This is a genomic window from Citrobacter sp. ANG330, from assembly GCF_047467925.1.
Classification (GTDB): Bacteria; Pseudomonadota; Gammaproteobacteria; order Enterobacterales; family Enterobacteriaceae; genus Citrobacter_A; species Citrobacter_A amalonaticus_G.
The window spans coordinates 59,756-85,039 of the sequence record NZ_JASJUI010000007.1 but is presented as its reverse complement, the minus strand read 5'-3'; the positions used below and the strand labels follow the sequence as shown (position 1 = coordinate 85,039).

The window sequence follows — 25,284 nt, the reverse complement described above, 5'->3', positions numbered from 1 at the left end:
CCACGTTATGTATATCGGGATCGATCTAGGCACCTCGGGCGTGAAAGCAATTTTGCTCAATGAGCAAGGCGAGGTGGTCGCATCGCAAACGGAAAAACTCACCGTCTCCCGTCCTCATCCGCTCTGGTCGGAGCAAGATCCCGAACAGTGGTGGCAGACGACGGATCGCGCCATGAAGGCACTCAGCAAGCAACATTCGCTAAGTGAAGTGAAAGCGCTGGGCATTGCCGGGCAGATGCACGGCGCGACGTTGCTCGACAGCCAGCAACAGGTGCTGCGACCGGCCATTCTGTGGAATGACGGGCGCTGTGGCGAAGAGTGTGCGTTGCTGGAATCAATGGTACCGCAGTCGCGGGTCATCACGGGTAACCTGATGATGCCCGGATTCACAGCACCAAAGCTGTTATGGGTACAGCGCCACGAACCGGAGGTGTTTCGCAAGGTGGCGAAGGTACTGCTACCGAAAGATTATTTGCGTTTACGTATGACGGGTGAGTTTGCCAGCGATATGTCAGACGCGGCGGGAACAATGTGGCTGGATGTGGAAAAACGTGACTGGAGTGACGTGATGCTGAATGCCTGCGGGCTGACCCGTGACCATATGCCCGCGCTGTTTGAAGGGAGTGAGATTACCGGCAGGTTGCTACCTGATGTGGCGATGGCGTGGGATATGCCTGCGGTTTCTGTCGTCGCGGGAGGCGGCGACAATGCCGCAGGTGCGGTTGGTGTGGGGATGGTGAATGCCGATCAGGCCATGCTGTCACTGGGAACCTCCGGCGTCTATTTTGCCGTCAGCGAGGGTTTCCTGAGTAAACCTGAAAGCGCGGTACACAGTTTTTGCCATGCGTTGCCTGAGCGCTGGCATCTGATGTCAGTGATGCTAAGTGCGGCCTCCTGTCTGGACTGGGCTGCAAACCTCACCGGGCTGGTGACAGTCCCGGCGCTGATTGATGCGGCGCAACAGGCTAATGTTGCTGCCGATCCTGTCTGGTTCCTGCCGTACCTTTCCGGTGAACGTACGCCGCATAATAATCCGCAGGCGAAGGGGGTTTTCTTTGGCCTGACCCACCAGCATGGGCCGGCTGAACTGGCGCGGGCGGTGCTGGAAGGCGTGGGCTATGCGTTGGCTGACGGGATGGACGTGGTACACGCCTGCGGTGTGAAGCCGCAAAGCGTCACATTGATCGGCGGAGGGGCGCGTAGCACGTACTGGCGGCAGATGCTGGCGGATATCAGCGGTCTGCAACTCGATTATCGCACCGGCGGTGATGTAGGGCCGGCACTGGGTGCTGCTCGGCTGGCACAAATTGCGATGAATCCGCAGAAGTCGTTAGCCGGGTTACTGCCGCAGCTCCCGCTTGAGCAGACGCACCAGCCAGATGCACAACGTCATACTGTTTATCAACAGCGTCGCGAGACCTTCCGTCGTCTGTATCAGCAGCTCCTTCCACTCATGTCCTGAGGCTGAATCCCTCCTGTTTTGCAGGAGGGATTAATTCGAAATATATAAATAATTGATCAATAAATTAAATATATGGATTTATTCTGAAATTCCATCTCACTTGCAATTTTCATTGTTGTCTTCAGAAGGTTGTCCCTACTCTGCTTCTGTTGGATAAGGAGAGCCCAATGAAAAGCTCAACGTTAATTTCATGGTTGTTGCTCATATCAGGCACATTGACTTACGTTATCGGCTTAGAGATGGCATGTCCGTTACTGAGTGGAAAGGGCTATTTTCTCGGGGTTCTGGTGTTGGCGATGTTTGTGACCTGGATATACCTGCGCGAGATGATGTTCGGGCAACTCGACGATCGCTTCATCGCCGTATGTCGAATAGTTGCCATCATGACCCTCGGGCTGCTTTGTGTCGGCGTCATTAATGCACCACTAACGCCGGTTGAGAAGGGGCTTTATCCTGCGGCGCTTTTTGTCGGATTGTGGGGATTAGCACGTGTAGTTCGCGCATCGGATAATTAAAAAGGAGATAACGTTGCTCTGGGGCTGCCTGGCTTACTATTTGCTGAGACGTCGGCGACGACGTGCTGAACGATAATTTAAAATAAAATGCCCGGTCTTCTGAACCGGGCATTTTATTTTCAACTGACCAGCCTGCGCGTATCAACCCGTTGTAACAGCATCGAAAGCAGTAAACTGCCCGCGAGGGTGGCGCTAAAAATCCATAGCATATCCAGCGGCGGCCAGCGCTTGATTTCAAGGCCACTGGTGCGCAACGCATGAATAATAAGCGCGTGAAAACCGTAAATACCGAGCGAATGTTGGGAGATCAGTCCCAGCCCTGGAACGGTTTGCGTGTTCAACGTGTTCTTGACCAGCGTCAGCAGCGCAACGGCACAGATAAAGACCATAGGGCCGCAATAGAGATACCAGGTATCGGCAAAATTACCACGCCACTGCAATTCATGTAGTGTCCCTCTGGAAATCACAACAACAGCGATGATGAAAATCCCCGCGCTTAGCCAGGAAAGTGCGCGTTTCTGTGTCTCCATCATGCCGATGGCGCGGCCCAGCATCCCATACAAAATGTAGTAAAAGGTATCGCCGTTAATATACAAATTGATCGGTAGCCATTCGAACCCGTCCACTTTTTGCGGCACGGTATTCGGATTGGCGAGGATACCAATAACGACCATCAGCACCAGCAGCATTTTACCACTGATGCTTTTTACCTGAATAAGCGGGGAGACCAGGTAGATCACCGCAATCGCGAAGAAAAACCACAGGTGATAGAACACCGGCTTTTGTAGCAAATTTTTTAAGGAGAGCCCGGCGTTAATCGAGGTAAATAACGTGATGTAGAGCAGGGCGACGGCGCTGTAAAACAGCAGGCACAGCGCGATGCGCAAAAAATGACGCGGCTGGGCGCTGCGCTCGCCAAAAAAGAGATAGCCTGAAATCATAAAAAATAGCGGTACGCTGACGCGTGAAGCTGAATTCAGTACGTTGGCAAGATCCCAGTTAACGGGGCTGACACTCTGTGCATTGGTGATGTACCAGGTGGTGGTGTGAATCATCACCACCATCAGACAGGCGATCCCTCGCAGGTTATCAATCCAGTAAATTTTGGGCTGCATCAGTTCCTCTGTTTTCGTTTAAAAATGGTCTGACTCACATTTCGTCAGCCTGTCTCGCTGGATTAATCTGAGTTTTTACACTAAAGCTTGTGATGGTCCGATGAGATTCGCAAAATGCGTCTGCCATACCGAATGTAATAATAATAAGACTGATCAGTTAATTAGGCGGTAATAAAATGATGATGAAATCTTTCTTCCCGGCAATGGTCATTCTGCTGCTGGCTGGATGTACATCCTCCCAGCCATCGCCGCCGCAAAAGGCGCAGAAAGTGAAAGTGAGCCCCACGCGCACGCTGGACATGGAAGTATTGTGCAAAGACCAGGCCGCTCGGCGCTATAACACTGGCACGCAGAAAATTGATGTAACAGGCTTTGAACAATTTCAGGGAAGCTACGAGATGCGTGGCTATACCTTCCGTAAAGAGAGTTTTGTCTGCTCTTTTGACGCGGATGGGCAGTTTTTACATCTTTCCATGCGTTAAGTCCTGCCTTTTTCCCGTTACGTACTGTTTATCTTGCAGTCAGCGGGTATACTGATCCCTTCCTTTTAAAACCACACGTATCCAGCACGAAATACTATGCAAAAGTTTGATACCAAGACCTTCCAGGGCCTGATCCTGACATTACAGGATTACTGGGCTCGTCAGGGCTGCACCATTGTTCAACCTTTGGACATGGAAGTGGGCGCAGGCACCTCGCACCCGATGACCAGCCTGCGTGCGTTGGGGCCAGAGCCGATGGCAACCGCGTATGTGCAACCTTCTCGTCGTCCGACCGATGGACGCTATGGCGAAAACCCAAACCGTTTACAGCACTACTATCAGTTCCAGGTGGTGATTAAGCCCTCTCCGGACAATATCCAGGAGCTGTATCTCGGGTCGCTGAAAGAGCTGGGGATGGACCCGACCATTCACGACATTCGTTTCGTGGAAGATAACTGGGAAAACCCAACGCTGGGTGCCTGGGGGCTGGGCTGGGAAGTGTGGCTGAACGGGATGGAAGTGACGCAGTTCACTTACTTCCAGCAGGTTGGCGGACTGGAATGTAAGCCAATCACCGGTGAAATCACCTATGGTCTGGAACGTCTGGCCATGTACATTCAGGGCGTAGACAGCGTTTATGACCTGGTCTGGAGCGACGGCCCGTTGGGTAAAACCACGTACGGCGACGTTTTCCATCAGAACGAAGTGGAGCAATCCACCTACAACTTCGAATACGCGGATGTGGACTTCCTGTTCACCTGCTTTGAGCAGTATGAAAAAGAAGCGCAGCAGCTGCTGGCGCTGGAAAATCCGCTGCCATTGCCCGCTTACGAGCGTATTCTGAAGGCCGCCCACAGCTTCAACCTGCTGGATGCGCGTAAAGCCATCTCCGTCACCGAACGTCAGCGCTACATTCTGCGTATTCGTACCCTGACCAAAGCAGTGGCAGAAGCTTACTATGCTTCCCGTGAAGCCCTCGGCTTCCCGATGTGCAATAAAGACAAATAAGAGGCGGCCATGTCTGAGAAAACTTTCCTGGTGGAAATCGGCACTGAAGAGCTGCCACCAAAAGCCCTGCGCAGCCTGGCGGAATCCTTTGCTGCGAATGTGACTGCGGAGCTGGACAACGCCGGCATCGCACACGGCAATGTTAAATGGTTTGCGGCGCCGCGTCGTCTGGCGCTGAAAATTGCTAATCTGGCTGAATCCCAGCCCGATCGCGAAGTTGAAAAACGCGGTCCGGCGATTGCCCAGGCCTTTGACGCCGAAGGCAAACCGAGCAAAGCGGCAGAAGGCTGGGCGCGGGGTTGCGGGATTACCGTTGACCAGGCCGAGCGTCTGACCACCGATAAAGGCGAATGGCTGCTGTATCGCGCGCATGTGAAAGGCGAAAGCGCCGAAGCGCTGCTGCCAGACATGATTGCGACCTCGCTGGCAAAACTGCCTATTCCGAAACTAATGCGCTGGGGCGCAAGCGACGTGCATTTCGTGCGTCCGGTTCATACGGTAACCCTGCTGCTGGGTGACAAAGTCATTCCGGCGACCATTCTGGGTATTCAGTCCGATCGCATCATTCGCGGCCATCGCTTTATGGGCGAGCCGGAGTTCACCATCGACAATGCCGATCAGTATCCTGAAATCCTGCTGGAGCGCGGTAAGGTCATTGCCGACTACGAACAGCGTAAAGCCAAAATCAAAGCGGACGCCGAAGAAGCAGCACGTACTATTGGCGGTAATGCCGATCTGAGCGAAAGTCTGCTGGAGGAAGTGACCTCGCTGGTGGAATGGCCGGTGGTACTGACGGCGAAATTCGAAGAGAAATTTCTCGCGGTGCCATCTGAAGCGCTGGTGTACACCATGAAAGGTGACCAGAAATACTTCCCGGTCTACGCTAACGATGGAAAACTGCTGCCGAACTTCATCTTCGTTGCGAACATCGAATCGAAAGATCCGCAGCAAATCATCTCCGGTAACGAGAAAGTGGTGCGCCCGCGCCTGGCGGATGCAGAATTCTTCTTTAACACCGACCGTAAAAAACGTCTGGAAGACAACCTGCCGCGTCTGCAAACCGTGCTGTTCCAACAGCAACTGGGCACGTTGCGCGACAAGACCGATCGTATTCAGGCGCTGGCGGGCTGGATTGCCGGTCAGATTGGCGCAGACGTTAACCACGCGACTCGCGCGGGCCTGCTGTCGAAATGTGACCTGATGACCAACATGGTGTTCGAATTCACCGACACCCAGGGCGTAATGGGCATGCACTATGCTCGCCACGATGGCGAAGCGGAAGATGTTGCCGTTGCCCTGAACGAACAGTATCAGCCGCGTTTTGCCGGTGATGATCTGCCGTCTAACCCGGTTGCCTGCGCGCTGGCGATTGCGGACAAAATGGACACTCTGGCGGGTATCTTTGGTATTGGTCAGCATCCGAAAGGCGATAAAGACCCGTTTGCGCTGCGTCGTGCGGCGCTGGGCGTACTGCGTATTATCGTTGAGAAGAACCTGAACCTCGACCTGCAGACCCTGACGGAAGAAGCGGTGCGTCTTTACGGCGACAAGCTGACCAACGCGAAGGTCGTTGATGACGTTATCGACTTTATGCTCGGTCGTTTCCGTGCCTGGTATCAGGATGAAGGTTACACCGTGGATACCATCCAGGCGGTGCTGGCACGTCGTCCGACCCGTCCGGCTGATTTCGATGCGCGTATGAAGGCGGTCTCGCACTTCCGCACGCTGGAAGCGTCATCTGCGCTGGCGGCAGCCAACAAGCGTGTCTCTAACATCCTCGCGAAATCCGACGAGACGCTGAACGAGCGTGTTAATGCCTCAACGTTGAAAGAGCCAGAAGAGATCGCGCTGGCGATGCAGGTTGTGGTACTGCGTGACAAGCTCGAACCGTACTTTGCCGAAGGTCGCTACCAGGACGCGCTGGTGGAACTGGCTGAACTGCGCGAGCCGGTCGATTTGTTCTTCGAAAAAGTGATGGTGAACGTCGAGGATAAAGAGTTGCGCATTAACCGCCTCTCGATGCTGGAAAAACTGCGCGAGCTTTTCCTGCGCGTGGCGGATATTTCGCTGTTGCAATAAGCAAGTCGCTATCGCAGACAAACGCTGAAGTGCCCGATGGCGCAAGCTTATCGGGCCTACAGAATATCGTGTAGGCCGGATAAGGCGTCAGCCGTCATCCGGCAAAAACTACCGTATGCGTTTTCAAGACTCTGAAACCTGCCCCCGGGCAGGTTTTTTTATGGACGGAACAGAAAGGATTACTGCAACTGCAATTCCGTCAGGCAAGTCTGGCTGTCATCCATCGTGGCAATCGCGTGTGATGCCGTTTTGCCGTTGTAGCTCACTTCTATTGTCCCTTCGATGTTGCGCGGTAACCAGACGCCGATAAACCCGTTCTGATAGCTTTTGAGTGGTTTCTGAATCAGCACATCGCCTTTTTTATCCGTCACTTTAACGTTGAACGTGGTCTCCGGCATTTCACCCTGGCAGCCGGACAAGCTGTGGTTAAAGCACGGGTGCGTCTGTTGTTGGTAAGGCGCAAAGGAGAGATAGAACTTTTCACCTAACGGCAGGGTATACATCTGCCCATCAGAAGCGAGTTTCAACTCGGTACTGGTGATGGAAGCCGAATACGGTAGTGGACGGGATTGTGGCGTTTGATCGATGGTATCCACGATCTGCTCGACTGACTTACCGGCAAGACCATGTTCGGCAAGGAATGTGGCTTCTGGCGATGCAGCAAACGCGGCGCCGCTGGTGAGTAAACCTAGAGTGAAGAACAAAGGAAGTCTGGACATAGCGTCAATTCCATGTGAAAAACAGGGTCTTCACTATAAAGCTTACCCTTAGGGAAAGGTCAAAGCCTGGCCAGGTAAAGTAATGCAAAGAAGGGAAACTGAGATAATTAAGGCGGGTAAGAGATAAAAAAAATCCCCGCCGTCTGGCAGGGATCTTGAATTCTGAGCTTATTTAAGCTTACAGGCTGGTTACGTTGCCAGCTGCCGGGCCTTTAGCGCCGCTTTCGATGGTGAAGGAAACTTTCTGACCTTCGTCCAGAGATTTGTAGCCATCATTCTGGATAGCAGAGAAGTGTACAAACACGTCTTTAGAGCCATCGTCAGGAGTGATGAAGCCGAAGCCTTTGTCAGCGTTGAACCATTTTACGATACCAGTCATTTTACCGGACATAGTGTATTACCTTTTAAAAAATAAGTGTGCCTTTCGGCGAGATGGCGTGCTCTACAGATTTTTTAAGCGTTAAGGAAATGCGCACTACGAGGGGTATCAACGATAACTCTTGAAGGGGACTGCCTTACTAAACTGCTTTAATGGTCTGTACGTCAAACCGTGGAGCGCATTAACTCATGTAACGCCGGGTGATGCAACTGTTATTTTTCACCCGATGGGTTAAGTGGTCAAAAAACGGCCCTGTATCAGGACCGTTAATCAAAAATTGTCGGTTATTCCATCAACTGTTTGCTCAACGTCGGGTTAGCGTGTATCAGGCGCATCAGCTTCAATTCGGTACTGGAGGGTTTAACGCGTTTTGATTCCCACTCATGTACCAGTGCAACCGATACGCCTAACACTCTGGCGAAATCATCTGTTTCCAGACCACTCCCCCGTCGCAACTGTTCATATTCGCTAAAGGGGCTTGGCTTATGTGTCAGGGTTATTCTTGATGATTCTTCTTTAAAAACAATTTGTTCCAGGCTGCTCAGCAGCTCAAACATCGGATCTTTAGATTCCATTGAGAACTCCTCTAAATCACACAGCGGGATCGTGAATTTCATCGAAGCCAGTTAAGAATAGTCGCAAATGAGAAAGTATGGAGGGCGTCACAGTTTAAGAGGGGAACAAGACTCGTTTCAGCGACAAGCAGGTCGCGGATTTGTAGCCTGCTAAGGATTTGAAAACGAGCACTATATCCCGCGTCGTAAAAAAATTGTAAAGATTACGAAAATCTGACTATTTCCTGGCAGGCCAATACCTGCCAGGAGGGGCATCAGGCTTTTTGCACGCCGGGAGTCGGCGATTCTGCTGGTGTAGTACCGCCAGAGAACTGTCGTTTACCAGCCCAGTATTTCACCATTAAAGCAAAGGCGGAAACCAGGGCCGGGATCGCCAGAAGTGTAAAGATGGTTTCGAATGCGAGCTGCGCCTGCATCAGGAAGGCACCGCTAAACGCGCCGAGAATGCCGCCAAAACGACCCAGGCCTAACATCCATGCTACGCCGGTCGCACGCCCCTGGGTGGGGTAAAAACCCGCCGCCAGCGCGGGCATAGACGATTGGGCGCCGTTCATGATCGTTCCGGCGATAAAGACCATTACCCCCATGAGTAGCAGATTATTGGTGGAGAACCCGACCAGGCAGACGAACACCCCGGTCAGCAACCAGCCAACCGCCACCACTTTGTTCGGATTCAACTTGTCCATCAGCGCGCCCAGCGCCAGCACACCAATTCCGCCGCCCAACGGGAACAGGGCGGTAATGATGGATGCCTGACTAAGCGTAGCCCCTGTTTCACGGATCAGCAGCGGCAGCCAACTGGTCAGCAGATAGAAGATCAGTAACCCCATAAAGTAAGTCAGGCACAACATCACCGTACCCAGCGCGTAACGCGGCGAGAAGATCACGCCCAGCGCGGACTTCTCTTGAACCTGACCGGTTTCGTGCAGTACAAAATGTGTGGTTTCTGGCAGCGGGGCGATACGGCGCAGAATGGTGCCAATCTGCTGCTGTGATTTGTTCTTTACAACCAGATATCGGGCAGACTCTGGCAGCAGAAAGATCAACACCACGGCCAGCGCCAGCGGCATCACGCCACCGAGGATTAGCACGCTTTGCCAGCCGTAGTGCGGGATCAGCCAGGCGGAGACAAACCCGCCCATCGACGAACCAATAGGGAATCCGACGAACATCAGATTCACCAGCAGCGCGCGACGGCGTTCCGGCGCATATTCGCTCATCAGGGTCGCGGCATTGGGCATCGCCGCCCCCAGTCCTAAGCCGGTTAAAAAGCGCAGCGCCGTCAGTTGATTCAGCGTGCTGGCAAAGGCAGTGAGCAGGCTGAAGCCGCCAAACACCAGAATCGACATGATCAGGACTTTTTTGCGACCGATGCGGTCAGCCATTGGACCCGCAGTCAGCGCCCCCACCGCGAGCCCTACCAGCGCAGCACTCATGACCGGGCCGAGGGCGGATTTTTCCACCCCCCACTCCTGGACGAGATCGGAGGCGATAAAGCCGATAATCGCGGTATCGAACCCGTCCATCGCGACGGTCACAAAGCACAGCACGAGAATCATCCACTGGTATCTGGAAAAGGGATGCTCGTTAATAAACGCTTGAATATCAGTCGTTCTGTTTGTCATGGGTCATTCCTGCAAAAGCGAAGCGGGGACAGAGGATATTTTTATTTTCGTCACCGCAAGCGTTAGAATTAATTGTGCGATTATCGAACGTTTATTCGTTAATCGTTCAATTAATCAAAACATTGAAGCCCTGGTTCGGCAATCATCCCACCGTGGTTAACGTGCGATAATCGTACGAATTGCCTCTTCACTGACTGTATGAGCAATGAAACTCTATTAAAATCATAGAACTACTTCCCGCTCCTGCCCGCGATGCAGAGGCGGTAAATGTGATGCAATTAACAATAAAGTAACAAGCTGGTTATCATCGTTACGCCCTGCGAATTTCCGCCACAAGATTATGCACAAGGGGTATCCTGCGAGCCTGACCTGGACTATCCTTGTAAGCCGTAAGGCACGCGTATTGCGCTGTGCGCATTTTTGGGTGAAAGGAGTATTGAAATGGCGACAGGAAAGTCCTGCTCTCGCTGGTTTGCGCCACTTGCGGCGTTATTAATGGTAGTTAGCCTGAGTGGGTGTTTTGATAAAGAAGGCGATCAGCGTAAAGCGTTTGTCGATTTTCTACAGAATACGGTAATGCGTAGCGGTGAGCGTCTACCCACCCTGACTGCCGATCAGAAAAAACAGTTTGGTCCGTTTGTTTCTGATTACGCGATTCTGTATGGCTACTCGCAGCAGGTGAACCAGGCGATGGATTCTACTCTGCGTCCGGTTGTGGATAGCGTTAACGCCATCCGGGCGCCACAAGATTATGTGACGCAACGTGGGCCCCTGCGCGATCTGAACGGCTCTCTCGGCGTACTGGGTCAGCAACTGCAAAATGCGAAACTGCAGGCGGACGCGGCGCATGGCGCGTTGAAACAGGCCGATGACCTGAAGCCGGTATTTGACCAGGTGTACAAGAAAGTGGTGACCACGCCAGCAGACGCGTTGCAGCCGCTGATCCCGGCCGCACAGATCTTCACCCAGCAACTGGTCCAGGTGGGTGACTTTGTCGCGCAGCAGGATACGCAGGTGAGCTTTGTGGCGAACGGTATTCAGTTCCCGACTTCGCAACAGGCAAGTCAGTACAACACATTGATTGGGCCGCTGGCCTCGCAGCATCAGGCATTTAATCAGGCCTGGACTGCGGCGGTAAACGCTATCCAGTGATGAAGTTGCCGGGCAGGCGATAGCGCCTCCCGGCTATTTTTATTACCCCGCAACCTGCGGGTTCACGCAGTTCTTCTCGACCTTCCCTTGCAGCGCATCAATCAGATTATCTACCGCGCAGGCCGCCATATTGTAGCGTGTCTCATGTGTCGCTGAGCCGATGTGCGGTACTGCCACCACGTTGTTTAGTGACAACAACGGTGAATCAACCGGCAGCGGCTCTTGCTCAAATACATCCAGACCGGCAGCGTGAATCTCGCCTTTTTGCAGTGCGGCAATCAGCGCGTTTTCATCGACCACCGGACCGCGGCCGGCGTTAATGAAGATGGCAGAGGACTTCATCTTAGCGAACTGCTCTGCGCCAAACAGATGATGCGTCTCGTCGGTCAGCGGCAGGATCAGGCAGACAAAGTCCGATTCCTGCAGCAGCGTATCAAGGTCGCAGTAGCGGGCATTGAAGCGCTCTTCCGCTTCCTGATGGTGGCGGCGGGCGTTGTAGAGAATCGGCATGTTGAAGCCGAAATGCGCGCGCTGTGCCAGCTCAAGGCCAATGCGTCCCATCCCGACAATGCCCAGCGTTTTGTGGTGCACATCGATCCCAAACCAGTCAGGGCCAATGCTGGAGGTCCATTCCCCGACCTTCACGCGCTCGGCCACTTCCACGACGCGGCGAGCGGTCGATAGCACCAGCGCCATGATCGTATCGGCAACGGTTTCCGTCAGCACGGTGGGCGTATGCATCAGCAGTACCTTACGTGCGTTCAACGCATCCACATCGAAATTGTCATACCCCACGGAGATGGTGGAGGTGGCACGAAGCTTCGGCATTTTCTCCAGCAGCGCGGTATCGACGGTTTGGCTGGAGCCCAGCAGACCTTCGGCACTGGCAAAGGCTTGCGCATGTTGTTCAACCGTTTCCGGGCTCAGGTTCGGCACCTGCGTGACGGTGAAATGTTCTTCCAGGCGATGCAGTAAATCGTCAGGTAACGCTTTGTAGAGAATAATGGACGGCTTCATGCGACTCTCCGTGAGTTAAAATTTACGCGTGGCGTGCGCCAACCGGGACGTGCTGATTATTCGCGGGCTTAACCACTAAAGTTAGCCATACGGAGGCGAAAAGCGCCACCCCCATAAAAATGTACGAGGCGGACGGGCTACCGGTGGCGCCGTTGAGGTAACCGACAAACCACGAGCCGAGGAACGAACCCAGCGCGCCCATACTGTTGATCAGCGCCATCGCGCCGCCGGCAACGTTGCGTGGCAACATCTCTGGAATGATGGCGAAAAACGGGCCATAGGGGGCATACATCGCCGCGCCCGCAATGACCAGCAGGGTATAAGAGGCCCAGAAGTTATTCGCGCCGACGGCCCAGGAACCGATAAAAGCACATGCGGCAATCAGCAGCAGAGGCCAGACGAACAGCTTACGGTTCTGTAATTTATCCGAGGCCCAGGACGCGACAATCATCGCCACGGTAGCCGCCAGATACGGTACGGAAGAGAGCCAGCCCACTTCAACCATTCCCAGATTCGCGCCGCCTTCGCGGATGATTGACGGCAGCCACAGCACGAAGCCGTAGACGCCAATACTCCAGGTGAAATACTGCATGCATAACAGGATCACATTTCGTGAACGGAACGCTTCGCCGTAGTTGCGTACCGCCTTAATGCCCTGCTGCTCTTGTTCGAGCTGCGTTTGCAGCGCTGTTTTTTCTGATTCGGTCAGCCAGCCGACCTGTGCCGGTTTATCTTTCACCAGCACCCACCAGCAGAAGGCCCACAAAATGGCGGGAACCCCTTCGATGATGAACATCTCACGCCAGCCGAGCGCCTGGATCAGGTAACCGGACACGACCGACATCCACAGAACCGTCACCGGGTTACCGAGGATCAGGAACGTGTTCGCTCGTGAGCGCTCCGATTTGGTAAACCAGTTACTGATGTAAATCAGCATGGCGGGCATCACGGCAGCTTCCACTACCCCGAGAATAAAGCGGATAGCCGCCAGCGCCGGGATATTGCTGACCATCCCGGTCAGCGACGCGCAGCCGCCCCATAAAATCAGGCAGACAAAAATCAGTTTGCGCACGCTCCGGCGTTCGGCGTACACCGCGCCGGGGATCTGAAAGAAGAAATAGCCGAGGAAGAACAGAGCACCCAGCAGAGAGGAGATCCCTTTGGTGATGCCGAGGTCTTCGTTAATCCCCGCGGCGGACGCGAAGCTGAAGTTTGCGCGATCAAGATACGCCAGGCTGTACGTGATAAACACGATAGGCATGATGTACCACCAGCGTTTTGCTGCATTTGTTGAGCTTGCCATAGTCAACCTCTGTTGTGTTGCCGCCGCTGTCTGTAGGGTACAGGGGGCTGTTATCATTACGTAAGGTTATTCGCCTAACGCTTCACGTGTGGGTAAGCCTTCACTGTCGCCCTGTACCTGAATGGCCAGTGCGCCAATTTTGTTGCCGCGTGTGACGGCCTGATGCAATGAACGACCTTCCAGTAGGGCGCTGATGACGCCGACTGCAAAGCCATCGCCGGCGCCGACCGTATCGACCACGTTGTCCACTTTGACCGGGGCAACGCTGCCTTTTTCGCCGTCGGCGGTTTTATACCAGGCGCCGTCTGCGCCTGTTTTCAGCACCACGGCTTTCACGCCGTGACGGAGATAGAAATCCGCAATCCCTTCTGGCGTCTGTTGTCCGGTTAAAATCATCCCTTCCTTCAGACCCGGTAATACCCAGTCTGCCTGGAACGCGAGACGATTCAGTTTCTCAACCATCTCGGCTTCACTTTTCCACAGCACCGGGCGCAGGTTGGGGTCAAAGGAGATCGTCTTGCCCTGGGCTTTCATCGTGCGCGCCGTGTGTGCCAGCAGTTCATAGGAGCTGGCGGAAAGCGCCGCGGCGACGCCGCTCAGATGCAGATGCCGGGCGCTGGAGAAATACGCGTCGTGGTAGTCCGCAACGGACAGATGGCTGGCGGCGGAGCCTTTACGGAAATATTCCACAATGGGATCGGTTCCATTTTCAACTTTAGATTTTAACTGAAAGCCGGTTGCGTAGCGTTCATCCAGCGTAACGCCCTGTGCATCAATCCCCTCTTCTTTCAGCGAGTTCAGGACAAATCGACCAAAGCTGTCGTTACCCACGCGGCTTACCCAGCCCACCTTCAGACCCAGTCGCGCCAGGCCCGTGGCAACATTCAGTTCGGCACCGGCAACGCGCTTGATAAACTGTTCGACCTCGGCCAGATCGCCGGTCTGCGTTGCCACAAACATCGCCATCGCTTCGCCGATTGTGATGACATCCAGTGAGTGTTTCATGACTTATTCCTTACGTAACAAATCGACGTAGTGACGGGTAACCGCCGTCAGATCGGCCCCTTCCAGTGGAAACTCAATACCGCGGGGAACGTCGCCAGGCAATGCGTTGAGCAGTGTAAGCCAGCGTGGATCGGCGCCGTCCGGGGGAACCGCCCGATAGCTATCGTGGTGCGCGGTGGCGGCTTTGACGTGAACATAACCGACAGACGCTGCCAGTTGGCGAGCGGCCTCTTCCGGCGAATCGCCTACCCACAGCCAGTTGCCCATATCAAAGGTCAGATGTACAGGTAGCGCATGTTGCTGACAGGCGGCGTTAAAACGTTGCATCGGTTCAAGCCGACCACAGAGGGTCTGGTCGTTTTCAACCACCAGCGCCATACCGCTGCTTTCCAGCCAGTCGCGCAGGGTGTCGAATTGTTCGGTGTGGACAAAATGACCCAGTGAAACTTTAAGCCACAGTGCGTGCAGCGTTTGCGCTTCCTGAAGCAGCGACGGGAGTTGTGGATTGAGACTGCCGTCTTCTATGAACAGCGGTTGTGGTGCGGAATAGCAGGCCAGGAGATCGAAGCATTCAATGGCTGAAGCCAGTGTGGTCAGGGCGCTGTGTTCAGCGTCAGTAAACAGTTCGCGGCGAATTTCGACGCCGTCTGCACCCGCACCGGCAATCACCGGCAGCATCGCGGTTTGTCCGCCGGCAGCGCGGACAGTGTCATAGCCATAGGCGGCGGTGACCACCATAATTTTTCTCTGCATGGGGACTCCAGTTCTAACGCTTATAGTATTACGCTAGATGGAACCGGTTCCAAAGAAAAGGGCGACGTGTCGAAATTATGATCACCATCACGAAGGAAAATTAACGGGCGGTAGAACCGCGAACAATCAGCTCGCCGGAAAAAACCTGTTCATGAATGGCATCGCTGCCGCCTTCAATCCGGCGAACCACCTGCTCAACCGCAGCATAACCAATCTGCCACGTGGGTTGTTTCAGGGTCGTGATCCCGACCCCTGCCAGTTCGGCCCATTCCAGCTCATCAAACCCCAGCAGACCGATGTCGCTGCCCCAGTTGAGGCCAATGCGTTTTAGCGAGCGGGCGACCTGAAGGGTGAGTGCGCCGTTAGCGGAGATCACCGCCTTGCGCATCCCTCGATGCTGCTGGTGGAACTGGCGCAGGGTGTTATCGAGCTGCGTATTCTCGCTGAGCGGGACTTCGGCGTTCTCGGCGACGATGCCCGGATAGCGCGCAAGCGTAGCCCGAAAAGCGCTCAGGCGTTCGCGACGGGTATTGACCATGCCCAGCGGCTCGCTGAGAAACAGTAGTGCCTCAAAGCCTTGTTCAATCAGGTGCTCGGTGGCGGTCGTGGCGGCCTGGGTGTTGTCCAGTCCGACAACGTCGCAGGCGAAATCAGGGATTTTGCGATCGATCAGTACCATCGGTAACGCAGACTGTTGCAGGCGGTTTAACCCCTCTTCGCGCATTCCCACGGCGTTGACCACAATGCCTTCGACCTGATAACTGCGCAGCAAATCGAGATAGTGCAGTTCCTGGTTCACCTCGTTATTGGTGTTACAGACCAGGGGCGTGAAGCCTTTCTCGCGACAGGCGGCCTCGATACCGCTTAACACGTGAACGGAATAGGGGTTGGTGATATCCGCGATGATAAGACCAATCAGGCGGGTGCGGCCGCGTTTCAGGCCGCGTGCCATCAGGCTTGGGCGATAGTCGAGGTCGGCAATGGCTTTTTCAATACGCGCCAGCAGGGCATCGGAGAGCAGGTGTTTTTCGCCGTTGAGATAACGTGAAATGCTGGTTTTACCGGTTTTTGCCGCCTTCGCGACATCACTGATGGTGGGGCGTGCTGATTTGCTCATCGCTGAATTCCTTGCTTTGGGTGAGCATACCTTAGCGCGAAAAGACCCGGCGACGCTACGCTTACCGGGCCTGTTGGTGGGTTTAAAGCCGGGGAAGGCGGAGCCGCCGCCCGGCGCAACCGTTACTGAATCGGGCTTAACGTAATTTCGACACGGCGGTTCTGGGCTTTCCCTTCCGCCGTGCTGTTGCTGGCGATCGGATTTGCCGGACCCATGCCGCTGGTGCGGATGCGGTTGGAGGCAACGCCCTGGGTGATCAGTGCGCTGGCCACGCTGTCCGCACGCTGTTGCGACAGACGCATATTCAGGTCCTGGCCGCCGGTACTGTCGGTATACCCGATGACATTGACGGCCGTTTTTTCGTATTCCTTCAGCACCATCGCCACGCCGGTCAGCGTGTTTGCACCCGCCGGTTTCAGGGTCGCGCTGCTGCTGTCAAAGGTAACGTTATTCGGCATATTTAAAATGATGTTATCGCCACTTCGCGTCACGCTCACGCCCGTTCCCTGCATTTTGCCGCGCAGTTTTGCTTCCTGTACGTCCATATAATAACCGACACCGCCGCCAAGGGCTGCTCCCGCCGCTGCACCAATCAGTGCGCCTTTGCCGCGATCTTTCTTCGAGGAGGAGAGGGCGCCGATACCCGCGCCCACCAGCGATCCAATGCCCGCGCCAATGCCGGATTTACCCGCTTCGCGTTCGCCGGTGTAAGGGTTGGTTGTGCAGCCAGAAACCGCCAGGGCGCCGCTCACGATAGCGGCAATGACTAAAACACGTTTCTTCATCTTAATTCCTTAATGACATTCTTATTTTTTGCCACAGCGACCGTGGCGGTTGATTATGACGTGTGAAGATGAAGAAAATTCCAGGGATCTCTCTGAAATTTGTAAGTAACATTGAACGCCGTTATACCTCAGCCCATCAGCAGGAGTGCCAGCTTGACGACGCATCATTCAGTGTTAACCGCCGCCCACTGGGGTCCCATTCTTGTCGAGACGGACGGAGAAAAAGTGCTCTCTTCCCGGGGGGCACTGCCCACCTCGTATCCCAATTCACTGCAAAGCGCGGTTCGCGATCAAGTACACAGTCAAAGCCGGGTACGCTATCCGATGGTGCGTAAAGGGTTTCTGGCTTCGCCGGAACAACCGCAGGGTGTGCGCGGGCAGGATGAGTATGTGCGCGTAAGCTGGGACGAGGCGCTGGCGTTGATTCATGCACAGCATAAACGCATTCGCGATACGTATGGTCCCGCCTCCATTTTTGCCGGTTCTTACGGCTGGCGTTCCAACGGTGTCCTGCACAAATCGGCGACGTTATTACAACGTTATATGGCGCTGGCAGGCGGCTATACCGGCCATCTGGGGGATTACTCCACCGGTGCGGCGCAGGCCATCATGCCGTACGTGGTGGGCGGCAGTGAGGTTTACCAACAGCAAACCAGCTGGCCGGTGATTCTGGAACACAGCGAGGTGGTGGTGTTGTGGAGCGCCAACCCGCTGAATACCCTGAAAATCGCCTGGAATGCGTCTGATGAACAGGGGATCCCTTATTTTGATGCGCTGCGCGAAAGTGGGAAACGGCTGATCTGTATTGATCCCATGCGATCGGAAACCGTTGATTTCTTTGGCGACAAAATGGAATGGATTGCGCCGCACATGGGGACCGACGTGGCGCTGATGCTCGGCATCGCGCATACGCTGGTGGAAAATGGCTGGCATGACGAGGCGTTTCTTGCCCGCTGTACCACCGGCTATGAGATCTTTTCAGACTATCTGTTGGGCGTGAGCGACGGTATTGCCAAAACGGCAGAGTGGGCGGAGCCGATTTGCGGCGTTCCGGCGGCAAAAATCCGTGAACTGGCCGAGTTGTTCCATAAAAATACAACGATGTTGATGGCCGGCTGGGGCATGCAACGTCAGCAGTTTGGCGAACAAAAGCACTGGATGATTGTCACTCTGTCCGCCATGCTGGGACAGCCTGGCATACCTGGCGGTGGTTTTGGCCTTTCGTATCATTTTGCCAATGGTGGAAACCCGACGCGCCGTTCTGCCGTACTGGCATCAATGCAGGGCAGCCTGCAAGGCGGGACCGACGCGGTGGAGAAAATTCCGGTGGCGCGCATTGTTGAAGCGCTGGAAAACCCCGGAGCGCCGTATCAGCATAACGGTATGAACCGTCACTTCCCGGATATCCGCTTTATCTGGTGGGCGGGCGGGGCGAATTTTACCCATCACCAGGACACCAATCGTCTGATTCGCGCCTGGCAAAAACCGGAGCTGGTGGTGATTTCCGAATGCTTCTGGACCGCGGCGGCGAAGCACGCCGATATTGTGCTGCCTGCGACGACCTCCTTCGAGCGTAATGATCTCACCATGACCGGGGATTACAGTAACCAGCATCTGGTGCCCATGAAGCAGGTCGTGCCGCCGCAGTACGAAGCGCGCAATGATTTCGATGTTTTTGCCGCGCTGAGCGAGCGCTGGGAGCAGGGCGGTTATCAACGCTTTACCGAAGGGAAGAGCGAACGGGAATGGCTGGAAACGTTTTATACGATTGCCGGGCAGCGGGGAGCCAGCCAACAGGTGACGTTGCCGCCGTTTGCCGAATTCTGGGAAGCGAATCAACTGATTGAAATGCCCGAAAATCCGGCCAATGCGCAGTTTACCCGCTTTGCGGATTTTCGTCGTGACCCGGACGCCTATCCGCTGAAAACTGACAGCGGGAAGATCGAGATTTACTCACAGCGAATTGCCGGTTACGGCTATGCGGATTGCCCCGGACACCCGATGTGGCTGGAACCGGATGAGTGGCACGGCAATGCTGAACCGGAGCAGCTACAGATTGTGTCGGCGCATCCGGCACATCGTCTGCACAGCCAGCTTAATTACAGCCACCTGCGTGAACGGTATGCGGTGGCGGACCGCGAGCCGGTGACGATTCACCCGCAGGATGCACAGGCGCGCGGCATCCGGGAGGGTGATGTGGTACGCATCTGGAATCACCGTGGTCAGATCCTTGCAGGCGCCGTGGTCACTGACGGTATCAAACCCGGCGTGATCTGCATTCATGAAGGGGCATGGCCGGACCTTGAGCCTGCCGCGGGGGGCATCTGTAAAAACGGCGCGGTAAACGTGCTGACCAAAGACCTGCCCAGTTCGCGTCTGGGGAACGGCTGCGCGGGCAATACCGCGCTGGCATGGCTGGAGAAATACGGCGGGCCAGCGCTTACGCTTACTGCGTTTGATCCGCCCGCCAGCCCATAATCCAGGTGGGATGTTGGGTATCTTCCTGCCAGGCGCTGTCTTCAATCCGAAACCCCAGCGCGTGGTAGAAATTCACCGCATTCTGGTTTTTTTGATAGACCTCTAGGCTCAGCACGTCAAAACGCCGCTGAACATGCTGTACCAGCGCTTTCCCTATCCCTCTACGTAACGTGTCCGGGGCGACAAACAGCGCCCCTAAAAAGCGCTGTTCCATAACGCTGACAAATCCTTTCAGTGCCCCTTCTTCCTCCCAGACCCAGGTTGTGGCGGCGGGCAGGTAAACATCACGCACAACCGCCTCGCTCTCGTACCAGTAACTTTCGGGGATGAAAGGGTGTGCACAGATGGTGCTTTCCAGCCATAGCGCCAGCAGTGGCTCCATGTCAGTGTGTCGAAACTCACGAATCATTTTTATTTCCCGGATGACAGAAGCAGCCGGTGATATGGTCATTGACCAGTCCGCAGGCCTGCATGAAGGAGTAGCAAATAGTTGTGCCGACGAATTTAAATCCCCGTTTTTTTAACGCTTTCGACAGGGCGTCGGAGGCCGGCGTGGAGGTCGGGATTTCGCCCAACACGGCGGCGCAGGTGATCTGCGGCTGGTTATCCACGAATGACCAGACGAAATCGGCAAATGGTTCGCCGTTTTGCTCCATCGCCAGATATGCCCGGGCATTACCGATGATGGCCTGTATTTTCCCCCGATGGCGGATGATACCGGCATCAAGCAGCAATCTTTCCACATCGTCTTCCTGCATGGCTGCCACGCGGACGGGATCGAACTGGTGGAAGTTTTTACGATAATTGTCGCGTTTTTTAAGGACGGTAATCCATGAAAGACCGGCCTGCTGACCTTCCAGGCAGATCATTTCGAACAGTTTTTTTCCGTCGTGCTCGGGCACGCCCCACTCGGCATCATGGTAGGCAATATAAAGCGGGTCCTGACTGACCCAGCCGCAACGTTCCATACTTTCCCTCGCTGTTAGACTTGCCATAAAAATATCGTTCCGGGCGCCTTGACGCGCCAGCGAAAAAGACAATATTTAATACAGGGCTTTCGCCTGTCATCCTTAATTACAATGACAATAATATCGCCGATTTCGGCTCTCTTCTGGAGTCGCATTGATGATGATAAAAAAACGCAGTGGTCGCCGGGATATTATTCTCCTGGCGAGCGTAGTGGTCTGTTCGCTTTACATCAACACAGCCTACGCCTGGCAGCAAGAATATATCGTTGATAACACGCCTGGATATACGACTGAACGCTATACATGGGACAGCGATCACCAACCACGTTATGACGACATTCTGGCTGAACGTATCAGGACGACACAAAGTGTGCCGGGGCTGGCGGTGAATCTTGAACAGGCTTCGCCGACGGAGGCGACCAGTGGCATGAGCATGGGCTGGAATTTCCCTGTTTCGGGCGATGTCACGACCGGCCCTGTTGCGGCGTTGCATTACGATGGCACTTCCCTCTCCATGTACAACGAATTTGGCGACAGTGTGAGCAGTCCGTCATCCGACCCGTTATGGCATGCCAGCATCAGTACGCTGGGCTGGCGGTTGAATTCGCAATTTGGCGATCTGCGACCGTGGGCGCAAATCAGCTACAACCAGCAGTTTGGCGAAAATATCTGGAAGGCGCAGTCGGGACTCAGCCGAATGACGGCGACCACGCAGGACAGTAACTGGCTGGACGTGACCGTAGGCGCAGATGTACTGCTCAATCAGCACATGGCAGCCTATGCTGTGCTCTCACAGGCGGAAAATACGACCAACAACACTGACTATCTTTATACGATGGGGGTAAGCGCCAGGTTTTAACCAGCGATTTACAATTTAAACGCACTGATAACAGTATCTGTGGCGATAGTACGCACTAACTCACGGGGTAAAAATTCATTCAATGAATATTTGTCTCGTCATTCATTCCGCATTCCAGGCATTTCATTCCGTTCTGATGGCACTTCATGCCGTTTTTTCCCTGCATAAAATGCATTTCGTTATGGTTGTCGGCAGAGAATTTCCCCTTTTGCTTATGCAGGAAGACTGCCATGAAAACCGCATCGTATCAGCGCACCCGTTGGTTGACCCTCATCGGTACTATCATTACGCAATTTGCCTTAGGTTCTGTGTATACCTGGAGCCTGTTCAATGGCGTGCTTTCCGAGAAATTAGGCGAGCCCGTCAGCCAGGTGGCTTTTTCCTTCGGCCTGTTGAGCTTAGGCCTGGCGATCTCCTCTTCTGTCGCCGGAAAGCTACAGGAACGTTTTGGCGTGAAACGCGTCACCATGGCGTCCGGTATTCTGCTCGGGCTGGGGTTCTTCCTGACTGCACACTCCAGTAATCTGATGATGCTGTGGCTGAGCGCGGGCGTGCTGGTGGGCCTGGCCGATGGCGCGGGCTATCTGTTAACGCTGTCTAATTGCGTGAAGTGGTTCCCGGAGCGTAAAGGGTTGATCTCCGCCTTTGCCATTGGCTCTTATGGCCTGGGAAGCCTGGGTTTCAAATTTATCGACAGCCAACTTCTGGCGACCGTCGGTCTGGAAAACACCTTTGTGATTTGGGGCGCGATTGTGCTGGTGATGATCGTCTTCGGCTCTACGCTGATGAAAGATGCACCCAATCAGGAAGTCAACACGCAAAATGGCGTGGTAGAAAATGACTACACCCTGGCGCAGTCTATGCGTAAACCGCAATACTGGATGCTGGCGGTGATGTTCCTTACGGCGTGCATGAGCGGGCTGTATGTGATTGGTGTGGCGAAAGATATCGCCCAGGGGCTGGCGCATATGGACGTGGCGTCGGCGGCTAACGCAGTGACGGTGATTTCTATCGCAAACCTCTCCGGGCGTCTGGTGCTGGGAATTCTGTCCGACAAAATTGCCCGTATCCGTGTGATCACCATTGGTCAGGTGGTGTCGCTGGTAGGAATGGCCGCACTACTGTTTGCGCCACTGAATGCGCTGACTTTCTTTGCTGCCATTGCCTGCATCGCTTTTAACTTTGGCGGGACGATCACCGTCTTCCCGTCACTGGTCAGCGAGTTCTTCGGTCTGAATAATCTGGCGAAAAACTACGGTGTGATTTATCTCGGCTTTGGAATTGGCAGCATCTGCGGTTCGATTATTGCGTCGCTGTTCGGCGGGTTCTACGTGACCTTCTGCGTTATCTTCGCACTGTTGATTCTTTCACTGGCGCTCTCTACTACCATTCGTCAGCCAACACGTGAAGCACTGGAAATGGCACACGCCTGATATCCGGTAAAATTTTCTACAGGCCAGCCGATGAGCTGGCCTTTTTTTGTTATATCTGCTGTGAATAGTCTGCTTTCAAACTTGATTTTTTGTAAATATCTCTTTCGATCACATTCTCTGTTGCCACTTTCTTTGCAGCTTGTGGTCTACTTAGCCGCGCGTGTCGATTTTACTATTTGACTACCTTCGCATTTTCACCTGCCCGGCGGATGTCGCCGTTGCGCAGGCGGTGTTAACCCCTCGATTTCCAGGGCTTGCTTGCATGAAATACATTACGTCGATGTCGCAGCAAAAGCTGAGTTTTTTGCTCGCGATCTATATCGGTCTGTTTATGAATGGTGCGGTTTACCTCCGTCGGTTTGACGGTTACGCGCAAAATTTTACCGTCTGGAATGGAATCGCTGCGGTGGTTGAACTGGCTGGCACGGTGCTGGCAACGTTTTTCTTTTTACGTCTCCTGTCACTGTCCGGCAGAGCAGTATGGCGTGTTCTGGCTTCGTTACTGGTGCTGATTTCAGCGGGCGCAAGCTATTACATGACCTTTATGAACGTGATGATCGGATACGGTATCGTCGCCTCGGTCATGACTACCGACATCGACCTCTCCAAAGAGGTGGTCGGCTGGACGTTTGTTCTCTGGCTGGTCGCGGTGAGTATAATCCCGCTGATCTTTATCTGGTTTAACCGCTCGACGGACACCTTCTGGCGTCAACTCTGTACGCCAAAAGTGCGCTGGCGCAGCGCGCTGATTGTGCTGATGGCAGGCCTGCTGGTGTGGGTGCCGATTCGCCTTCTTGAGATGCATCAGAAGCGTGCCGATCGTCTTGCCGGCGTCGACATGCCGAGCTACGGCGGCGTTCTGGCGAACTCTTATCTGCCGTCAAACTGGCTGTCTGCACTGGGCCTGTATGCCTGGGCTCAGGTGGATGAATCGTCTGATAACAAATCGCTCCTCAACCCGGCGAAAAAATTCACATATACCCCGACGCAAAATCTGGATGACACTTACGTAATTTTCATTATTGGTGAAACCACGCGCTGGGACCATATGGGAATGTTGGGCTATGAGCGTGACACCACGCCGAAGCTCGCCAAAGAGAAGAACCTGGTGATGTATCGTGGTTATTCCTGCGATACCGCGACCAAACTGTCGCTGCGCTGCATGTTCGTTCGTCAGGGCGGGGCCGAGGACAACCCGCAGCGGACACTGAAAGAACAGAACGTTTTCGCGGTGCTCAAGCAGTTAGGCTTTAGTTCCGATCTCTACGCAATGCAGAGTGAGATGTGGTTCTACAGCAACACAATGGCTGACAACATTGCCTATCGTGAGCAAATTGCCGCCGAGCCGCGTAACCGGGGGAAAGCGGTGGACGACATGTTGCTGGTCAATGAGGTTGACCGTTCGCTGCAGGAAAATCCGCAGGGTAAGCATTTGATTGTGCTGCACACCAAAGGGTCTCACTACAACTACACCCAGCGTTACCCGCGTGAGTTTGCCCAGTGGAAACCCGAATGCTACGCCATCGATCGTAAGTGTCCGAAAGACCTGATGATTAATTCGTACGATAACTCGATTACCTACGTCGACCATTTTATCGATACGGTGATTGATAAGGTGCGCGATAAGAAGGCGATTGTGTTCTACGCTGCCGACCACGGTGAGTCAATCAATGAGCGTGAGCACCTGCACGGTACGCCGCGTAAGATGGCACCCCCGGAGCAGTTCCGCGTGCCAATGATGGTCTGGATGTCGGATAAATACCTGGAGAACCCGGCCAACGCCCAGGCGTTCGCGCACCTGAAGAAAGAAGCGGAAATGAAGGTGCCGCGCCGTCATGTGGAGCTGTACGACACCATCATGGGTTGTCTCGGTTATTCTTCGCCAGATGGCGGAATTAATGAGAACAACAACTGGTGTCATATCCCTGACGGACAGAAAAGCGTCGCGCAGTAAGCGGGCTGACGACTTTCTCGCCGATCAAAGGGCATTTTGATACTAAGGGATTGACGGGCGCGCACCTGCGCAGTAAGATGCGCCCCGCATTCGGTGATTGGCGCAGCCTGGTAGCGCACTTCGTTCGGGACGAAGGGGTCGGAGGTTCGAATCCTCTATCACCGACCAAATTTAAAACCCTGCTCAACGAGCAGGGTTTTTTGCATTCAGCGCCTGAGAGGATGAGAACCTCCGGGGGTAAGAGGTTCGACCCGAGCGAAGCGAGAGAACGTTGCGACAGCAACGGCCCGCAGGGCGAGCCACGACGTGGCGAGTCATCCTCTATCACCGACCAAATTTAAAACCCTGCTCAACGAGCAGGGTTTTTTGCATTTGTAGGCCTGATAAGCGAAGCGTCATCAGGCATTCGGTGCATAATTACGGGTATTGCCTGATGGCGGCATACGCCTTATCCGGCCTACGGAACATCAACAAAAAAGTGCGCATCACTTCTCACTATCT

The 25,284-nt window shown here is 54.3% G+C and carries 23 protein-coding genes, 1 tRNA gene and 1 other RNA gene; 12 read left to right on the top strand and 13 right to left on the bottom strand.

The features are described 5' to 3' along the window. Positions 1-7: 7 nt before the first annotated feature. Together xylB and yiaB are read left to right on the top strand one after the other, a co-directional pair. Positions 8-1,462 carry a xylulokinase gene (gene xylB / locus QNN88_RS16045; RefSeq protein WP_414241091.1) on the top strand — a complete coding sequence of 485 codons (1,455 nt, stop codon included), beginning with the start codon at positions 8-10 and terminating at the stop codon, positions 1,460-1,462. Between the two features lie 167 nt (positions 1,463-1,629). Further along, positions 1,630-1,977, top strand: coding sequence for an inner membrane protein YiaB (gene yiaB, locus QNN88_RS16040; RefSeq protein WP_414241090.1), 348 nt, complete (start codon positions 1,630-1,632; stop codon positions 1,975-1,977). Between the two features lie 119 nt (positions 1,978-2,096). Here the strand turns inward: yiaB and QNN88_RS16035 are convergent, their stop codons facing one another. Further along, entirely contained in the window at positions 2,097-3,092 is a 996-nt protein-coding gene (locus QNN88_RS16035) for an acyltransferase (protein ID WP_414241089.1), read from the bottom strand. 176 nt (positions 3,093-3,268) lie between these two features. On the opposite strand from QNN88_RS16035, the gene QNN88_RS16030 reads away from it, so the two are divergent. The 3 genes from QNN88_RS16030 (at position 3,269) to glyS (ending at position 6,661) form a co-directional block, all read left to right on the top strand. Continuing rightward, the gene (locus QNN88_RS16030) at positions 3,269-3,574 is read left to right on the top strand and encodes a YsaB family lipoprotein (RefSeq protein WP_414241088.1); all 306 of its coding nucleotides are present in this window, start codon (positions 3,269-3,271) and stop codon (positions 3,572-3,574) included. A gap of 96 nt (positions 3,575-3,670) precedes the next feature. Continuing rightward, positions 3,671-4,582 (top strand): glycine--tRNA ligase subunit alpha, encoded by a 912-nt coding sequence (gene glyQ, locus QNN88_RS16025; RefSeq protein WP_102603165.1) that lies wholly within the window; start codon positions 3,671-3,673, stop codon positions 4,580-4,582. Between the two features lie 9 nt (positions 4,583-4,591). After that, positions 4,592-6,661 (top strand): glycine--tRNA ligase subunit beta, encoded by a 2,070-nt coding sequence (glyS, locus tag QNN88_RS16020; RefSeq protein WP_414241087.1) that lies wholly within the window; start codon positions 4,592-4,594, stop codon positions 6,659-6,661. A 179-nt stretch (positions 6,662-6,840) separates the two neighbouring features. On the opposite strand, the gene cueP is transcribed toward glyS, so the two are convergent. The 4 genes from cueP to QNN88_RS16000 all read right to left on the bottom strand — a co-directional run bounded on the left by cueP (position 6,841) and on the right by QNN88_RS16000 (position 9,959). Further along, on the bottom strand, positions 6,841-7,380 hold the full coding sequence (gene cueP / locus QNN88_RS16015) for a copper-binding periplasmic metallochaperone CueP (RefSeq protein ID WP_414241086.1): 540 nt from the start codon (positions 7,378-7,380) through the stop codon (positions 6,841-6,843). Between the two features lie 178 nt (positions 7,381-7,558). Continuing rightward, a complete protein-coding gene (cspA, locus tag QNN88_RS16010; RefSeq protein ID WP_000014594.1) occupies positions 7,559-7,771 on the bottom strand; it encodes an RNA chaperone/antiterminator CspA in 213 nt (70 codons plus the stop codon). A gap of 272 nt (positions 7,772-8,043) precedes the next feature. Then, positions 8,044-8,334, bottom strand: coding sequence for an HTH-type transcriptional regulator (locus tag QNN88_RS16005; RefSeq protein WP_414241085.1), 291 nt, complete (start codon positions 8,332-8,334; stop codon positions 8,044-8,046). 254 nt (positions 8,335-8,588) lie between these two features. Then, the gene (locus QNN88_RS16000; RefSeq protein ID WP_414241084.1) at positions 8,589-9,959 is read right to left on the bottom strand and encodes an MFS transporter; all 1,371 of its coding nucleotides are present in this window, start codon (positions 9,957-9,959) and stop codon (positions 8,589-8,591) included. A 441-nt stretch (positions 9,960-10,400) separates the two neighbouring features. Here QNN88_RS16000 and QNN88_RS15995 point away from each other — a divergent pair, with 441 nt between their 5' ends. Next, a complete protein-coding gene (locus QNN88_RS15995) occupies positions 10,401-11,111 on the top strand; it encodes a DUF3053 domain-containing protein (RefSeq protein WP_414241083.1) in 711 nt (236 codons plus the stop codon). Positions 11,112-11,153: 42 nt separating this feature from the next. Here the strand turns inward: QNN88_RS15995 and ghrB are convergent, their stop codons facing one another. From ghrB to QNN88_RS15965, 6 genes are all read right to left on the bottom strand, one after another. Next, complete coding sequence (gene ghrB / locus QNN88_RS15990; RefSeq protein ID WP_414241082.1) at positions 11,154-12,128, bottom strand: glyoxylate/hydroxypyruvate reductase GhrB; 975 nt, start codon at positions 12,126-12,128, stop codon at positions 11,154-11,156. Positions 12,129-12,150: 22 nt separating this feature from the next. Next, positions 12,151-13,431: an MFS transporter gene (locus QNN88_RS15985; protein ID WP_414241081.1), complete on the bottom strand. Its 1,281-nt coding sequence runs from the start codon at positions 13,429-13,431 to the stop codon at positions 12,151-12,153. Positions 13,432-13,497: 66 nt separating this feature from the next. Further along, the gene (locus tag QNN88_RS15980) at positions 13,498-14,436 is read right to left on the bottom strand and encodes a sugar kinase (protein ID WP_414241080.1); all 939 of its coding nucleotides are present in this window, start codon (positions 14,434-14,436) and stop codon (positions 13,498-13,500) included. Positions 14,437-14,439: 3 nt separating this feature from the next. Beyond that, a complete protein-coding gene (locus QNN88_RS15975) occupies positions 14,440-15,189 on the bottom strand; it encodes a sugar phosphate isomerase/epimerase family protein (RefSeq protein ID WP_414241079.1) in 750 nt (249 codons plus the stop codon). 100 nt (positions 15,190-15,289) lie between these two features. Beyond that, positions 15,290-16,306, bottom strand: a complete 1,017-nt coding sequence (locus QNN88_RS15970; protein WP_414241078.1) for a LacI family DNA-binding transcriptional regulator — start codon at positions 16,304-16,306, stop codon at positions 15,290-15,292. Between the two features lie 122 nt (positions 16,307-16,428). After that, a complete protein-coding gene (locus QNN88_RS15965) occupies positions 16,429-17,091 on the bottom strand; it encodes an OmpA family lipoprotein (RefSeq protein WP_414241077.1) in 663 nt (220 codons plus the stop codon). A 153-nt stretch (positions 17,092-17,244) separates the two neighbouring features. Here QNN88_RS15965 and QNN88_RS15960 point away from each other — a divergent pair, with 153 nt between their 5' ends. Next, positions 17,245-19,569 carry a molybdopterin guanine dinucleotide-containing S/N-oxide reductase gene (locus QNN88_RS15960; protein ID WP_414241076.1) on the top strand — a complete coding sequence of 775 codons (2,325 nt, stop codon included), beginning with the start codon at positions 17,245-17,247 and terminating at the stop codon, positions 19,567-19,569. Here QNN88_RS15960 and QNN88_RS15955 read toward each other — a convergent pair. Together QNN88_RS15955 and tag are read right to left on the bottom strand one after the other, a co-directional pair. Then, a complete protein-coding gene (locus tag QNN88_RS15955) occupies positions 19,538-19,978 on the bottom strand; it encodes an N-acetyltransferase (protein ID WP_414241075.1) in 441 nt (146 codons plus the stop codon). The two genes, QNN88_RS15960 and QNN88_RS15955, sit on opposite strands and share 32 nt — an antisense overlap. After that, positions 19,968-20,537 carry a DNA-3-methyladenine glycosylase I gene (gene tag, locus QNN88_RS15950; protein WP_414241211.1) on the bottom strand — a complete coding sequence of 190 codons (570 nt, stop codon included), beginning with the start codon at positions 20,535-20,537 and terminating at the stop codon, positions 19,968-19,970. The genes QNN88_RS15955 and tag overlap by 11 nt, the downstream gene beginning before the upstream one ends. Before the next feature lie 157 nt (positions 20,538-20,694). Between tag and QNN88_RS15945 the strand changes: the two genes are divergently transcribed. The 5 genes from QNN88_RS15945 to QNN88_RS15925 all read left to right on the top strand — a co-directional run bounded on the left by QNN88_RS15945 (position 20,695) and on the right by QNN88_RS15925 (position 25,117). Next, positions 20,695-21,396, top strand: a complete 702-nt coding sequence (locus QNN88_RS15945) for an autotransporter domain-containing protein (protein WP_414241074.1) — start codon at positions 20,695-20,697, stop codon at positions 21,394-21,396. Between the two features lie 230 nt (positions 21,397-21,626). After that, positions 21,627-22,829, top strand: coding sequence for an MFS transporter (locus QNN88_RS15940; RefSeq protein WP_414241073.1), 1,203 nt, complete (start codon positions 21,627-21,629; stop codon positions 22,827-22,829). 262 nt (positions 22,830-23,091) lie between these two features. After that, complete coding sequence (gene eptB / locus QNN88_RS15935; protein WP_414241072.1) at positions 23,092-24,783, top strand: kdo(2)-lipid A phosphoethanolamine 7''-transferase; 1,692 nt, start codon at positions 23,092-23,094, stop codon at positions 24,781-24,783. A gap of 91 nt (positions 24,784-24,874) precedes the next feature. Continuing rightward, positions 24,875-24,951, top strand: a tRNA-Pro gene (locus tag QNN88_RS15930). A gap of 32 nt (positions 24,952-24,983) precedes the next feature. Continuing rightward, a non-coding RNA gene (locus QNN88_RS15925) (RtT sRNA) lies at positions 24,984-25,117 on the top strand. Positions 25,118-25,284 lie beyond the last annotated feature (167 nt).

What these genes read in the sequence shown, in the direction of transcription:
- xylB (WP_414241091.1), top strand. Translation starts at nt 8, where the DNA reads ATGTATATCGGGATCGATCTAGGCACCTCGGGCGTGAAAGCAATTTTG.
- yiaB (WP_414241090.1), top strand. Translation starts at nt 1,630, where the DNA reads ATGAAAAGCTCAACGTTAATTTCATGGTTGTTGCTCATATCAGGCACA.
- QNN88_RS16035 (WP_414241089.1), bottom strand. Translation starts at nt 3,092, where the DNA reads ATGCAGCCCAAAATTTACTGGATTGATAACCTGCGAGGGATCGCCTGT.
- QNN88_RS16030 (WP_414241088.1), top strand. Translation starts at nt 3,269, where the DNA reads ATGATGATGAAATCTTTCTTCCCGGCAATGGTCATTCTGCTGCTGGCT.
- glyQ (WP_102603165.1), top strand. Translation starts at nt 3,671, where the DNA reads ATGCAAAAGTTTGATACCAAGACCTTCCAGGGCCTGATCCTGACATTA.
- glyS (WP_414241087.1), top strand. Translation starts at nt 4,592, where the DNA reads ATGTCTGAGAAAACTTTCCTGGTGGAAATCGGCACTGAAGAGCTGCCA.
- cueP (WP_414241086.1), bottom strand. Translation starts at nt 7,380, where the DNA reads ATGTCCAGACTTCCTTTGTTCTTCACTCTAGGTTTACTCACCAGCGGC.
- cspA (WP_000014594.1), bottom strand. Translation starts at nt 7,771, where the DNA reads ATGTCCGGTAAAATGACTGGTATCGTAAAATGGTTCAACGCTGACAAA.
- QNN88_RS16005 (WP_414241085.1), bottom strand. Translation starts at nt 8,334, where the DNA reads ATGGAATCTAAAGATCCGATGTTTGAGCTGCTGAGCAGCCTGGAACAA.
- QNN88_RS16000 (WP_414241084.1), bottom strand. Translation starts at nt 9,959, where the DNA reads ATGACAAACAGAACGACTGATATTCAAGCGTTTATTAACGAGCATCCC.
- QNN88_RS15995 (WP_414241083.1), top strand. Translation starts at nt 10,401, where the DNA reads ATGGCGACAGGAAAGTCCTGCTCTCGCTGGTTTGCGCCACTTGCGGCG.
- ghrB (WP_414241082.1), bottom strand. Translation starts at nt 12,128, where the DNA reads ATGAAGCCGTCCATTATTCTCTACAAAGCGTTACCTGACGATTTACTG.
- QNN88_RS15985 (WP_414241081.1), bottom strand. Translation starts at nt 13,431, where the DNA reads ATGGCAAGCTCAACAAATGCAGCAAAACGCTGGTGGTACATCATGCCT.
- QNN88_RS15980 (WP_414241080.1), bottom strand. Translation starts at nt 14,436, where the DNA reads ATGAAACACTCACTGGATGTCATCACAATCGGCGAAGCGATGGCGATG.
- QNN88_RS15975 (WP_414241079.1), bottom strand. Translation starts at nt 15,189, where the DNA reads ATGCAGAGAAAAATTATGGTGGTCACCGCCGCCTATGGCTATGACACT.
- QNN88_RS15970 (WP_414241078.1), bottom strand. Translation starts at nt 16,306, where the DNA reads ATGAGCAAATCAGCACGCCCCACCATCAGTGATGTCGCGAAGGCGGCA.
- QNN88_RS15965 (WP_414241077.1), bottom strand. Translation starts at nt 17,091, where the DNA reads ATGAAGAAACGTGTTTTAGTCATTGCCGCTATCGTGAGCGGCGCCCTG.
- QNN88_RS15955 (WP_414241075.1), bottom strand. Translation starts at nt 19,978, where the DNA reads ATGATTCGTGAGTTTCGACACACTGACATGGAGCCACTGCTGGCGCTA.
- tag (WP_414241211.1), bottom strand. Translation starts at nt 20,537, where the DNA reads ATGGAACGTTGCGGCTGGGTCAGTCAGGACCCGCTTTATATTGCCTAC.
- QNN88_RS15945 (WP_414241074.1), top strand. Translation starts at nt 20,695, where the DNA reads ATGATGATAAAAAAACGCAGTGGTCGCCGGGATATTATTCTCCTGGCG.
- QNN88_RS15940 (WP_414241073.1), top strand. Translation starts at nt 21,627, where the DNA reads ATGAAAACCGCATCGTATCAGCGCACCCGTTGGTTGACCCTCATCGGT.
- eptB (WP_414241072.1), top strand. Translation starts at nt 23,092, where the DNA reads ATGAAATACATTACGTCGATGTCGCAGCAAAAGCTGAGTTTTTTGCTC.